At 44.4% G+C, this 14,181-nt stretch carries 11 protein-coding genes; 8 read left to right on the top strand and 3 right to left on the bottom strand.

The window, feature by feature from the left end:
- Positions 1-28 precede the first annotated feature (28 nt).
- Together LLH06_RS03390 and LLH06_RS03385 are read left to right on the top strand one after the other, a co-directional pair.
- Entirely contained in the window at positions 29-3,166 is a 3,138-nt protein-coding gene (locus LLH06_RS03390) for a TonB-dependent receptor (RefSeq protein ID WP_228171858.1), read from the top strand.
- Positions 3,167-3,271: 105 nt separating this feature from the next.
- The gene (locus tag LLH06_RS03385; protein ID WP_228171857.1) at positions 3,272-5,200 is read left to right on the top strand and encodes a transglutaminase-like domain-containing protein; all 1,929 of its coding nucleotides are present in this window, start codon (positions 3,272-3,274) and stop codon (positions 5,198-5,200) included.
- A 366-nt stretch (positions 5,201-5,566) separates the two neighbouring features.
- On the opposite strand, the gene LLH06_RS03380 is transcribed toward LLH06_RS03385, so the two are convergent.
- Positions 5,567-5,929 carry an RNA recognition motif domain-containing protein gene (locus LLH06_RS03380; protein ID WP_228171856.1) on the bottom strand — a complete coding sequence of 121 codons (363 nt, stop codon included), beginning with the start codon at positions 5,927-5,929 and terminating at the stop codon, positions 5,567-5,569.
- 5 nt (positions 5,930-5,934) lie between these two features.
- Positions 5,935-6,321 carry a helix-turn-helix transcriptional regulator gene (locus tag LLH06_RS03375; RefSeq protein WP_228171855.1) on the bottom strand — a complete coding sequence of 129 codons (387 nt, stop codon included), beginning with the start codon at positions 6,319-6,321 and terminating at the stop codon, positions 5,935-5,937.
- Between the two features lie 206 nt (positions 6,322-6,527).
- Between LLH06_RS03375 and LLH06_RS03370 the strand changes: the two genes are divergently transcribed.
- From LLH06_RS03370 to LLH06_RS03345, 6 genes are all read left to right on the top strand, one after another.
- Complete coding sequence (locus tag LLH06_RS03370) at positions 6,528-8,048, top strand: hypothetical protein (protein WP_228171854.1); 1,521 nt, start codon at positions 6,528-6,530, stop codon at positions 8,046-8,048.
- 83 nt (positions 8,049-8,131) lie between these two features.
- The gene (locus LLH06_RS03365) at positions 8,132-8,794 is read left to right on the top strand and encodes a hypothetical protein (protein ID WP_228171853.1); all 663 of its coding nucleotides are present in this window, start codon (positions 8,132-8,134) and stop codon (positions 8,792-8,794) included.
- 51 nt (positions 8,795-8,845) lie between these two features.
- Positions 8,846-9,643, top strand: coding sequence for a phage integrase SAM-like domain-containing protein (locus LLH06_RS03360; protein ID WP_228171852.1), 798 nt, complete (start codon positions 8,846-8,848; stop codon positions 9,641-9,643).
- Positions 9,640-10,038 carry a site-specific integrase gene (locus tag LLH06_RS03355; RefSeq protein WP_228171851.1) on the top strand — a complete coding sequence of 133 codons (399 nt, stop codon included), beginning with the start codon at positions 9,640-9,642 and terminating at the stop codon, positions 10,036-10,038. Before LLH06_RS03360 ends, LLH06_RS03355 begins: the two co-directional genes overlap by 4 nt.
- Positions 10,039-10,532: 494 nt before the next feature.
- A complete protein-coding gene (locus tag LLH06_RS03350; protein ID WP_228171850.1) occupies positions 10,533-10,727 on the top strand; it encodes a hypothetical protein in 195 nt (64 codons plus the stop codon).
- Positions 10,728-10,745: 18 nt separating this feature from the next.
- Positions 10,746-12,101 (top strand): Gfo/Idh/MocA family protein, encoded by a 1,356-nt coding sequence (locus tag LLH06_RS03345; protein WP_228171849.1) that lies wholly within the window; start codon positions 10,746-10,748, stop codon positions 12,099-12,101.
- A 60-nt stretch (positions 12,102-12,161) separates the two neighbouring features.
- Here LLH06_RS03345 and LLH06_RS03340 read toward each other — a convergent pair whose 3' ends face one another.
- Positions 12,162-14,171, bottom strand: coding sequence for an alpha-L-arabinofuranosidase C-terminal domain-containing protein (locus LLH06_RS03340; protein ID WP_228171848.1), 2,010 nt, complete (start codon positions 14,169-14,171; stop codon positions 12,162-12,164).
- Between the last annotated feature and the right edge of the window lie 10 nt (positions 14,172-14,181).

Here is a 14,181-nt window from a genome sequence, read left to right as displayed (position 1 = left end):
ATCGTATATATACAAGCTCGTGTTTGCCGTGATCGTAGTATTGCCGGCCTTCGCTCAACAGAGTGGGCGCGGTGACTCATATACTATTCAAGGTACGGTTGTGGATACAGTGTCCAAAATAATGTTATCGGGTGCAAATGTGAGCATTTACGATTTTGAGAGCAAAAAAAACATCCGTTCTGTTGTAACCGATAACCATGGTTTTTTTAAGATATCAGACATTAGCCGCTCCACTACCTTCGAGATAAGAATCGATCATTTAGGCTATATGTTTTACAGACACAAAGCCTCTCCTGCTGGATTTAAAGGTACGATTGTAATAAAAAAAATATTTCTTAAACCGCTGCTTAAGGCTTTGCCCCCTGTTGAGGTACGTGCAAGGAAATCTGCTTCCGCAGATTTGGAGGGTACAATAAAAGGAAAGGTAAAGGACAGTACTTACAAGGTCGTCTTGAGCAGTGCGACCGTGGCAATATATCATCAGGCTGATTCTAATTTAATACAATTCGCTATACCAAATAATTTTGGAGAGTTCGATGTTGGAAAATTACCGATGAATACACCCTTAAAGATTATAGTGACGCATATCGGTTACTCTCCTTACATGAGGATGGTTGAACTTAAGAGTAATAAAAAAATCCTAGACCTCGGTTGGATTTTTATGGAACAGAATTATGGAAAGGCAAACGTTTTAAATGAAATACAGGTAACTGGTTATGCTCCGGTTCGAATGAATGGCGACACTTTGGAGTTCAATCCAAGAGCTTTCAAAATGAATGCTAACGCTACAGCAGAAGAATTGATGCGAAGATTGCCAGGTATGGTGATATGGGGTGACGGAGATATTACGTTCAACGGAAAAAAGATTAATTCACTGTTGGTCGATGGCAAACCTTTTATGGGTGGTAGTGACCTGACGGCTGCTACGCAGAACCTACCCAAGGACGTATTGGACAAAGTGCAGATATACAGACAGCGGAATGAAAAGAACCCACTTGATTCTACGTTACATGCTAACCTTAAACTTAAAATTGATAAGAAAAAAGGGGTTTTCGGTAAGGTCGGCATTGGATACGGTAGCAAGAGCCGAGTTGCAGCAGACGGCATGCTGAGTTATTATGACAAACGGTTGCAAATTAGCACTGTCGGGGCTTATAATAATATCAACAAGTCGGCTAACGATATCAATACATTGATTAGAAGCAACAGTTTCAAAGGTGATGGTATCAATACTGATTATCAGTCTGATTTTAGACGGGCAGGCATTAACGTAGGAACCACTGCCGGCGTTAGGCTACAATACGAGATATTGCCGGAGATCAGGTACAAAAAAAACAAAAGACTAACCTTTGATCAATTTTTTAAACAAAATAGAGAGATAATCAACAATTTCCGGAACGTAAATACTACGCTCAAAGAAGACAGTATTCTTAGTAGCAATTCATCCAGTGTAGTTAACAATCATTCTTCAACTAACGTTTTGAAAGCGGTGTACATGCAACAAGAGCGTAATTTTCAAACAACTGTCTCAGCTGACGCGAATTTCGGAACGAATGAAAGTTCGTCAAGCAATGTAGGTGAGCAATACCGGACAGGTAGGATTGGCCGGATAAGCAAAAGCAACAGTTTCCGAAATTCATACAATGAATTTAGAGTATTGTCGCTGGAGACGCAGTTTAACTTTCAGAAAGAGGTAATCCAAGGTGAAAAAAGAGAGCGAACGAAGCAGCTCCTATCAAATTTTACAATAAGCCACAGATATGATTATAGTTGGAATAAAGGAGACCGGCAGAATCAATCATCAATTATATCTACTACAGATGCAAGTGCGAACCAATCTTTTGACAGGGTCTACCATTTACAAGACCAACAGAATGCGCATACATTTGAATTTGGATATCCAAGCCTGAAAAGACTACTCTTCGGCTTTGCAGGACTTGGCGGTGTCGATTTGAATATGAATTTGAAGGCTAGGCTTGAACGGGACCTTTCTGACATTCTAGTATTGAACAATGCCAAAGGTTCATATCTGAGAGATATTAATTTGACAAATTACCGAATTGAGACTATAAGGGATGGAGTCTTAAAATTGACCTTGACAAAAAACTTCTATAGTGGACTAACTAACAGATATGAAAAAAGAATTGACCTGCTTTTTTGTTCAGGCATTCAATCTTTTGGTCGAGTGAGCAACGCGACTCAAGAGGTGCAAAATTTTCGATACGGCTATTATTCATTTGTGCCGTTAGCGACGATAGCCTACAATAATCATCAATATGGCAGTTATGAATTGAACAGTAACTTCACTTATCAAAAAGAAGTAGGTTATCCAACGATTGAACAAATCAGTCCGTTAGTGGATAGCGCCAATATATGGTTCATACCCAAGGGGAATATCAATATAAAACCGGAATATCGAAATCTCGTGCGTTGGAGTAACAGCTTAGAAAGTCGGGGACCAAAAAATCCTTACCAGATTGACGTGGTCGTAGATGCTACTCTTGTGAAGGAAAAGATATCCGATAGTACATTTTATGATAATCTTGGAAGGAAGATTAACTATAACGTCAATTTGAATGGCTACCGTAATTGGCATTTAGGTGCACACATTAGAAAATCTTACAGTCCCAATAAAAGCCATACCTATCGTTTCAATGCCTGGTACGACATATTTAGTTCTATAGTACCACAGTATTTCGATAAGATGTTGATGAGTTCGATAAATAGCGAAGATAACTTCAGTGTCGAAATCGCCTATAGTTATTTAGATATATTGAATCTTAATGCCAAACAAAGTCTTAGCTTATATAGCAACAGGCAAGGAGATTACGGAATTCAATATAAGGGGGCAAACAACTACACACGATTTAGTGGAACTTTTCAACTGTCTAAGAACTTGATTTGGAGCACTAATGTCAACTTTAACGTCAATACTGCTGGTAATCAACCTACGGTAAATTATGCGATTTGGAATGCTAGTTTGACCTACAGATTTTTGAAAGGTGATAAAGGCGAAATCAAATTATCAGCACTAGATTTACTAAAGCAAAATAAGAGTATTGTTAACACCACTAATAGAAACATTCAAACATTTGGATTCAATAATGTGCTGCAGCAATACTTCATGGTCAGTCTGTCCTACTATCCAAGGGTATTTGGAAAATAAGTCGGAGATACATCATCGAATGAAGAGCTGGTGTTAATGATATCACTCAGTGAAATAAATACTTTATTCAATACCATGAATTCGTTGAACTTCAATTAATAAATTATGACCTTCATTACAACATTTAGAAGTTTTAATAAATCTTTTATCCTTATAATAGCCTTACTCATCCAAATTCGAGCTTATTCTCAAGAGACATCGTATAGAATTATTCTTGAAAACATAAAGATGGAAAAAGACCCGTTTAAATATAAGGCGGCGATTTTTCTTGAGAAAAATATTCCGGCAAAATCCTTTCACGATGGTGAAAGCCTAAGGAAGTTCGACGAACTTTTTTCGATTATGTCAGAACTTAAAAAGATAAGACGAATTGATAATCAAGACCCCAGACTGCAATCGGCTATGGATTCGCTGGTTGAAAAATATGGAGACCTTTCAGAGATAAAAGTCAATGAAGTCAGAGATAGCACTAACTTGACCAGCGATTTCTTGAAAGAAAATTTGGACTATTTTTTTAAGGTTCGCGCTGAGAAGTCATGGTTGAAGAATATGCCCGATACTATCCTTTTGGAATATATACTCCCCTATCGGGTTGGGATGGAGCGTTTAGATGATCATCAGCGTAGCACATTATATAACACCTATAATTTTATCAAAAAGAGCAGCACTGCTCGACAAGAAGTTTTTGACAGGAACAAATCTACCGACCTACTAAAATTTACTTCTGACGTTCAATATGAGATCTCGAGAAAGATCAGCACTAACGGCACTATGTGGAATTATCCGTATGATGTCTCAATCTCTAAAATGGAGTTAGGCGGCCAGGGCTCTTGTAACCATCTGGTAGGTTACACTACCGCGGCGATGAGGTCAGTCGGAATACCTATTGCAAGCGATTTTTGCATTAGGTGGGGGAATAATCGAACGGGCCATAAATGGAATGTACTTTTTATGGAAAATGGGAAGGAACTACCTTTTGATGCTGCGCAACCTACTATGGACTTTAATATTCAAGACAGAAAGGTAGCAAAGGTATACCGTGAAAGGTTTTCTAAGGTCGAAACATTTGAAGTACCTTCATCTGATGTGCCTGAGAGTTTGTTCAATCCTTATTGGGAGGACGTTACAAGAAAATATACAGTGGTTGCAGATGTTAGAATAAAAATACCAAAACACGTCAGTGCAGGTAGAACCTATGCGTTAATAGGAACTTTTAATAATGCAAATTGGGAACCCCAGTTTTATGCACCAATAATAAATGGTCAAGCATCATATAGAGAAATGGGAGTAGACAATATTTACATTGGAATGTATAAAGATGGTGTTGACATTAAAACCTTCGGTGATCCGTTCTCTGTCAATCCCAATGGAAAGATCATCTATCTCAGACCGGTGGCTACGAAGCGGGAACAGGATATTCTAAGAAAATATCCTCGAACAAGTTGGGTGAAGTTTTACGAAAACACTATGGTGGGTGGCACGATAGAGTGTGTAAGCAATTTATACAACAGTGCAGCACATATTAAATACACTGTAATGGATGTGCCAGATAGCACAGTATCTATTCCAGTACGTTTAGGAGAATATAGATACATAAAATATACGTTTCCTGATTCACCAAAAGTATATGTAGCGGAGATAACAGCTGTCAAGAATGCAGTCGCGATTCCTATGAAAATAGACGTCAATGAAAGCGATAAAGACCTTAATAAGGTAATCGATATGGACATCAACTCATACTATTGGGGCAAAAAAGGTCAAACCATTACCTTTGATTTAGGCAAAGACATGCCCATCGACCAAGTGCGGTTCACACCGCGCAGCGATTCAAATTTTATTGTTGCTGATGACGAATACGAGTTATGCTATTGGAAAAATGGTGAATGGGTCAGCCTTGGAAGGCAATTAGCAACATCGTCAAGACTTAAGTATAACAATGTTCCAGAGAATGCGCTTTTCATCCTTCATAATCTAACTGGCGGAAGAGAGGAACGTATCTTTACGATTAAAGCCGGATTGCAAAAATGGTGGTGATAGATGCAGGGTGTTTTTTATATTATCGCATGTCTTAATAGGGAGCCCACGATTCTTCTGACAATTATTTCGAAACAAATTGGAAATCATTGTCCATGGGTTGTTTAGAAACCTTTGATCTATAGGACCATAACGGGGCAAAATTAGGCTCCAGCTGGTTTTACTCCGCGGAAGCCAATACTTAGTTAGTCAGCACCAATCGGCTTATGTGTAATATTGTTCTTTGCAGTGTTTGTTTAAAGCATGACAATCAAACCGCATTTCGTCATTATGCTGAACAGTTAACTTCTTATTGTGCTCGAATTCGAAAAATTCTCACTACTAGATTGGCATTTCGTGATTTCACAAAAACATCCATGGCCGACCTTAGCTTATAGGACGCCTCGGGCGCTTGGAGCGATTAGCGTTCATCTTGTATTGATCACTGCTGTAGTTCTTTGGCGAACCCGCATATGCTCTGCCGAAATTAGGTGTCTGCGTCACTGGTAGATCTTCACTAATCTTGACGGTCAATGGTCGGCCCTCCATCTCCACACCATCAAGGCCATCGATCGCGTTATCGGCACCTTCTTTTGTGACCATTTCGACGAACGCATAGCCCTTGCATTTGCGGCTCTGTTTATCCCTGACGATCTTGATCGTGCTTATGTCGCCGTGCGGACCAATCATTCGCGCGAGCTCCATTTCGGTGATCTCAAGCGGGAAACCGCTTACGAATAGTTTGACCACAGTTATTACTTAGAATTTTTGAGTAGCTCTACTTTTTCACGCTCGCTGGCCAATAGGCGCTCTAACAAAGCCACCTTTTCATCATATAACGTGACGATTTTTTCGATCGGGCTAAAGTTGTAATAATGGCCGTAAGAGGCGGCATTGTCATTATAGGTGTTTGCAATAAAATGAATGACCGCTTCATCATTGAAGTTTTTGATTGCTTCAGTCGGGACACCCAAAGCTTTAGCGATAGTTTCAAGTAATTCATCTTCGATCTTATCGCTTTTCTCAATATTAGAAACAGTCTGTTGGGTAACATTCAGCTCAATGGCAAGAGCTTCTTGTTTGATGCCTTTAAGTTCCCTTATCCTTGCGATCTTACGTCCAATGTGTAGTGTCTCTGCCATGTGTCAAATGTATAAATAAGTAGATGATGTGAAAAGCGCGTTTTGACCAACACGCCTTTATCTCAAATATAAGGCAATGCAGGCAGATTGTAAAACACTAAGCCGCATTTGTGGGATACGCACTGGCTTTGTGAAATACTAATATACGAAGCCTGACCTTTGAAACACCCGGTCAATGAAGACCCGGTGATCAAAGGGAGGTCGGTATGTATACAGGCAGTTATGCACCATGGGAGAATGCACCCAAGTTCCTGAAGCAGGAACAGGTCGCAAGGCCATTGAAATTACTGGAAGAGTTCTTTCAGATGAGTTCGGTCGAAGGTCATGCCGTCCAATTAAGAGAGTGGCGCGACTTTGCTGTAAGCAGCGAATATTACAACGATGAGCGAAGTGGCCCCGGCCTGTTGCTTTATATATGGGAATACAATGTTAAGCTCGTTGAGGCCATGTACGTGTTATGGCATGAACACTGCAATATCATTACCAAACCATCGGTAAGCAAGGAGCAGTTGGAGGAAGAAAAAGCCGAATGGGAGTACTTTCCGACCAGCCTTGAAGAACATCAACTGATGGAACCCTTTAACGTGGTCAAACTTCTGTTCGGCGACTTTGACCTTGCCGTTCTGCGCGACCATCTGTACGAGTGGTTGGAAATGGCTTTGACCGAAACGTCCGGCTACGACGATCAGCTAACCGCCGAAGAAGTGATCAGCGTATACGAGCACATGCTCAAGTTGTATGATGCTGCCTGGATCGTTCATCAGCGCGGAAGCCTTGGGCCAGCAGGAAAAACAATCGTTAAGGCTGAAGCGAGAATGGCTGACCTTGAGGCCAAAGTAGAGCCGCTCGAAAAATGCGAAAGTGCATTTGCGCAGCAAATAGCAATTCAACCGCAACATATCAAACTCCGCCCACTGTATCCCAAGCCAACGGCCGCCGAAAAGCTCGGCCTGAAAAAAATAAAAGAGTTTCTACTTGACCGCTTCGAAAGCATACAAGCCATCATATTTATCGGCAGCCATCCCGAGCCATTCGCCTATTTCCTCGTCATACTGGTATCCGCAGAAGAAAAGATGCCGGAGGGCGATATGAGCAATAAGATCGAGGATCATTTAAGGTTCCTTGCTCACACCCATATGATCCTGCATAAAACATCAGCGGTCATAGAAGCGCTGCATGAGGGCAACCGCTTTTGGAAAAATGTGTTGCTGCGCGGACATTTTGCCTATCAGGCACCTGATCTATCCTTCGGCAACATCGTCCCAATGGACATGCAAGCTATCGCCGCTCACGCACTGACCCAATGGGACCGCTGGGGTGAACATGGCTTAGAGTTTCTTAAAGGTGCTGAATTTTTCATTGGCCGTAAGAGTAGCCGCCAGGCCGCTTTCACCCTGCATCGTGCCGCCGAAGTGATTTTAAGGTCGATCATTCAAACGGTCACAGGTTATCGTATACAGATGCACAACCTGCCAAGGTTAGTTCGTATGACCCTTTTATTCACCAATGCTATAAAAGCAGTGTTCAGGTTAGATACCAGCGAGGGTATACAGGCATTCGAGCATTTAAAGAATTTTCATGCACAGGCGCATTACAAGGATAACTTTCGACCTGAAGAAGGTCTATTGAAGACATTGTTGTCTACGCTTTATGAACTTCATCGAACAGCGGAACTTCTAAAACAGCAGTTCATTGAGCGATCGCAAGAGAACGCACCCCAATTATAAACCCGGCAGTACAGGCGGGCGGCCTTCGTTTCTGACGCCGCCCCGCCTTGCTGCTTCTCTCAAATCATAATATCAAATATTTAATGTTTTACATTTTTAATTCCGACCCATCGGTTCGCAATATCCCGATCATGCTCACACCCGAGCGGGTGATCGATCCTTATCCTGTACTGGACAACTTTTTTCATCCCGGCGATCCGCTGCCTGAAAGGAGAAAAAAGCTCATGAAGTGGTTCGTGGCGGCTCTCACTGGCAAGAAGAAATGGAAGCGTGATGCTTTGGTCGAATGTATCTACAACTTCATGTCCCTACATACGCTAGTAGATGCACTTTGGGTGATCCACGAACGCGGGGACACGATGACAGCTGAACAGATCGCTAAACGTGGCGATCCGCTTACTGGTGAGATCTCCTTTTCTGAGTTCGTTCGTGAACACATGAAAGACACCGGACGTAATATCATGGAGTTCTATCCTGACCATCTTAACCCGGAAGAAGAATTGACACCATTTGAGATCATACACCAATTCTTTGCAGATCAGGATCTTTTTGAGGTCAGGAATAAGCTCAGTGATTGGAACTCATCGGCGATAGCCTGCCAGTATGAATACGAACCGATGAAGCGTGAGGACCTTATTGTATTTCATCGGCTGTTGATACGGGCAGTAGAGGCGGCCTTCATCATTGTAGAGATCCGCATAAGCAACTATATGATCAATGACAGATGGGGCCACTTGCCTAGCTGATCATGTGCTTCGAACTGTTACCTGTCATTACATCATTAAGTGATAAATATTATGGTAGGTAATTTGAATATTCTATTTTTCTTGTACCGTTCACGTGCGAACCGTAAAGAGACCATGCCCGTATTTTGCAGGATAACACTGGACGGCAGGCGTAAGCAGTTCTCCACAGGTTGTATTCTCCGGGAGGACGATTGGAACGCCAGCAAGTTCATGCACGCCGGGAACACCGCCGAGGCCAAACACATCAATGCCCGTTTAAGCGCTATCCGTAAACACTTGTTAAGGTCATATGATATGCTGATCAGGTGGCATGCTGGCTTTACCGTGGATGACCTGTTCGATCACTATTCAGGCAAGAACGTTTTGGTCAGCACCATATTGGGTGTGTTCGACCATCACATCGGACAGATAAGAGAACTGGTGGGCAAAGACTATTCAGAAGCCACTTTGGGAAAGTTCGTACTGATCAAAAGCCACATCGCGGAGTTCATCAAAAATCATTACCGTACACCAGACCTTGCTTTGAGCGTGCTTAGGCTGGGTTTTCTCCAAGACCTCGACCATTACCTGAAAACGCAGAAAAAGCACAATCAGAACACGGTCAATAAGACCATCGAGCGTGTTAAGAAGATAACGAAGATCGCTGTGGCACACGGCTGGTTAGCGCATGACCCGTTCGCACTTTTCCGTAAGAAACGCTTTGTGAAAGAGGTGGTCTATCTTGACAGTGATGAATTGAAGATCCTGGAAGAACTCCAACTGAATGACAGGTTACGAACGATACGGGACATTTTCGTGTTTAGTTGCTATACTGGTCTGGCCTATCAAGAGTATCAACCCTTCGCATGAAGCATTTGAAAGATGACAAGAAGGGAGGACTATGGATCGAAATGATCCGGCAAAAGACCAAACGCCCTATTTGCGTGCTCTTACTGCCTAAAGCGTTAGATATCCTGAGATCATATGGTTATCCCAATAATGACGGCCTTTTGCTTCCTAAGATCTCCAATCAAAAGCTGAACGCTTATCTCAAAGAACTGGCCTTAGCGGTCGGCATCACCAAGAACCTTACTCATCATATCGCAAGGAAGACCTTTGCATCCACCGTGCTGATCAACAATGATGTGCCGGTGGATGTTGCATCCTTCATTCTCGGCCATAGCAAAATATCGACCACGGAGGAGTTCTATGCCAAGGTTCAGCGGGAGCGGGTAAAAACATACATGAGTAAGCTGATTCGCTAATTACTATTAATGCTACATGTGCCATTGGACCGACAATTTTATATCTTGAACTGAAACCTTCACCGAGCCTCTTTTATCCTGTCATCGTTAGCGCTGATCAGCCGTTCATGGCGGTGCGTTTTATGGTCTTATGCCTTAATGAATTATGCATTCTGTTACCAGTTTACTATATTTGAATAACAGATAGGTGAGCACCTAAGTAGCCACCCAGATACCTGAAATATTGATAAGTTGCTGATAAGTAGCCAGTTATAGAGATAGGTTCGAGTCCCAGCGGGATCACAAGGTCTAACCCCAAAGACAACGAAAACCTCTGAACATTAGCTCAGAGGTTTTTATTTACTACCCATCCTCGGTCCGGACGTCTACCGGGTATCTTTCCCTAAATTTATAGAACAGCTTCCGCGCTACTAATGCCATATTTTGAAACGCCTGTGTGAGTATCATTCAAAATAGGTCTCTAATAGAGTATAACCTTTATCAAGATAACCTAAATGAGACCACCTTTACTCTTTGCGCTGGCCAGCACGGTATGCGCTGATCTGGCTTTTGCTCTAACGTCATCTAATGAACTGACCGCCCTTGGTCAGATCGGAGATACCCACACTGTTGAAACAGCAGAGTTCACAATTGGTCAACTCGGTCATGAACGCTATTACATGAACCATTCCTGTTCCGATAACCAATAACAGATCCACTCTAAAATCATGGAGCAAAGAAGAGACTTTATCAAAAAGATGGCTATCGCTACCGGCAGTGTAGCATTTGGTGGCAGCGCGTTCGGCTTTAGCGCTAAAAGCTATAACCGCATCATTGGTGCTAACGACCGCGTCCATGTATCCATCATTGGGCTTAACGGCCGCGGTGGGAGCATGTGCACCACATTTGCCAAACAGGACAAATGCCTGGTGACCAGTGTATGCGATGTGGACTCGCGTACCATACCTATCACTCAAAAGAAGATCCAAAAGGCGACCGGGACCACTGATACACCTAAGGGCGAAGGCGACTTCAGGAACGTTTTGAACGATAAAGATGTGGACGCCATTTACATAGCCACACCCGACCACTGGCATGCGCCCATGACCATTTTAGGTTGCCAGGCCGGCAAACATGTTTATGTAGAAAAGCCACTGAGCCACAACCCACACGAGGGCGAATTGGCCGTAGCAGCAGCACAGAAATACAAAATAGTGGTGCAGATGGGCGCTCAGCGCCGATCATCGCCTTTGGCCATACAATGCATGGAGGAGTTACACAACGGCGTGATCGGCCGGGTATACTTTGCCAAATGCTGGTACACCAATGCGCGTAAAGCCATGCAATTAACGCCGGCAGCGGTACCTGAATGGCTGAACTATGAATTATGGCAGGGACCTGCTCCCCGCCAGCCTTATCAGGATGGACTGATCCACTATAACTGGCATTGGTTGTGGGATTACGGTACCGGCGAGGCCTTGAACAACGGCACCCACGAGGTAGACCTCGCGCTATGGGGATTGGGGGTTGATCTGCCTACGCGCGTGACCTCGGTGGGTGGCCGTTATCAATTTAAAGATGCGTGGCAAACGCCCGATACGCAGATCGTTTCTATGGATTACCCCGGAAGAGTATCGCTCATGTGGGAGAACCGCAGCTCGAACGGGCGCAAAATAGAAGGCGCCGATCGTGGCGTGATATTTTATGGAGATAATGGCAGCCTGGACACCGACGGTGAAACTTATACCATTTATGACCTGGCCGGTAAAGTGGTGAAGCAGATCAGCAAGAACGGCCCAGCCGAAGACCCAGCCTTACAGGGGCGTAACACGGCCAGCCCAAGCTTAGGGTTGGATAGCCTGCACGTGGTTAACTTTTTACAGGCTATACGCGATAACAAGAAGCCAAGTTGCGACGTGACCATAGGTCAAAAAAGCGTGTTAGCCATGCAACTGGGCAACATAGCCTGGCGGGTAGGCCGCGACCTGCATATCGACCCATCCAACGGTCACATCCTGCATGATGCGAAAGCACAAAAACTCTGGCGACGGACCTACGCGCCGGGTTGGGAACCCAAATTGTAGGGCCCAAAACAAAAGACCTCATAGCTTCCGTTATGAGGTGTTTTGTTTTGGTAACTCTTCTTACTTAAGCGGCAGCCTGATGACCGTGAAAGAGTATGGCTTCAATGACAATTTGAGGTCACGTCCCTTCGCGCTAAATTTTTCTTCGGCAGGCGCTACGTTACGGGTCTTTTCAAAGTTGTTCACTGCGTTAACATCGTTATCGGCCATGGCGTATAGCTTACCTGCTCCTGCGGGCTTCTTCGTGCCATTGAGTTTGATATCTTGCTGCTGTACCTTGTTGGCCGCGTTCACGATCTTCACGATCAGCTGGCCAGCCTTTTGGTCGATCACAGCTGATGCGTACAGGCTGTCCTTACCGGCCAGTGGCTGACCATCGCGGGTAATGCTTACCACATCGGTACCTTTATTGAGCGAGTACAGCTTTTGTACGTAGTAATTAGGTGTACCGTAAATGTGCAGATTGTCGACCCAGATCATGTCTGGCGTCCACTGCCAGCCTTCTACATTGGCAAAAAGTGGTGCGTATGAGGCCATGTTCACTACGCCAGCATTGCGTTCAAGGCCGGTCATGAAGGCCGCTTCGGCCATAGCGCTTTTCCAGTTATTTTGCGTGAGCGGGCTTGAGGTGCCTTTGCTCTGCGCAGCATACTCACCCGCAAATACTTTTGAACCGTTGCGATCATAGCTATCATAACGCGAGGCATTGCTCAGGAACCACTCAGGTTCACGGTAGTAATGCTCATCGATCAGGTCGGCTTTCGACTGGCGCAGTGCGGTGTTCAGCAGATCAAAACGCGCACCATTAGGATCCGTACCCGAGCTGTTCACGATCTTAAAGTCGGGATATTTGGCTTTGATCGCCTTGGTAAATACGGCCAGGCGCTCCAGGTATTGCGGTCCCCAATTCTCGTTACCCACACCCATCATCTTTAAATGAAAAGGTGCAGGGTGTCCCATCTCGGCACGTTTTTTACCCCAGGTGGTATTCACATCGCCATTGGCAAATTCAATAAGGTCAAGGGCATCCTGCACGTATGCGCCTAACTCATCCATAGGCACCAGCTCGGCAGTGTTGTACTGGCAGGCCATGCCACAATTGATGATCGGCAACGGCTCGGCGCCAATATCTTCGGCCATCTGAAAGTATTCAAAAAAGCCCAGACCGAATGATTGGAAGTAATCAGGTGTTGCACGGTGCTTGAACTCTGTGTTCCAGCGGTTAATGATGGTCTCGCGGTCTTCGATCGGGCCTATGGTCTTTTTCCATTGGTAACGATTGGCCAGATCACGGCCCTCAACGATACAGCCGCCTGGGAAACGTACAAAACCAGGTTTCATATCGGCCAGCATTTGCACCATATCGGCCCGCAGGCCACCCGCTCTGCCTTTCCAGGTATCACCCGGGAAAAGCGATATCATATCCAGGTCGATGCGGCCGTTGCCTTCCATCCACAACTGCAGTTTACCTTTCTGAGCACCCTCGGTAGCGGTGAATTTAATGTCGGCCTTATGCCAGGTATCGCCCGTTAGCGAAGGAGTCAAAACCGTACTACCGATGCTGTTGCCTTGTTCATCGAGCAGATCCGCATGGATCTTGATGCCGCGCGCTGCCTGCCTGTACATCAACGAAAATTGGTACGACAGGCCTTTTTTGATGCCCATGCCACGAAAGCCTTCGTTAGTTAGCGTAACATCACCTTTTGCTGTGGCATTCTTGACATTTACCCGCAAAAAGCGAGGATTGTTGGGTGATTCTTTCCCGCGGTTCAGTACCAGCACATCACCTTCAGATAATTTACTGCCCTTAACGCTCCAACCCATCAACGGGGTGGTGAACTCGAACGAGCGATTCTTCACCATTTCGGCGTAAAGGCCACCATCGCCCCCTAAGTTGATATCTTCAAAAAAAACGCCCCACATGGTGGGTTGTACCTTAGCGGTCAGCTGATCGGTGTTGATCACGATCGGGGTACTTTTTTGTGCCATGGCTGCTGTGCTAAGCGAGATCGATACGACTAACGATAGAAAATTTTTAGGGGTCATGGTGCGGATGCGAAGTTCAGCCACAATAATATAC

The sequence above is a fragment of the Mucilaginibacter daejeonensis genome, assembly GCF_020783335.1.
GTDB classification, from domain to species: domain Bacteria; phylum Bacteroidota; class Bacteroidia; order Sphingobacteriales; family Sphingobacteriaceae; genus Mucilaginibacter; species Mucilaginibacter daejeonensis.
This window is presented reverse-complemented; position numbering and strand designations above follow the sequence as displayed.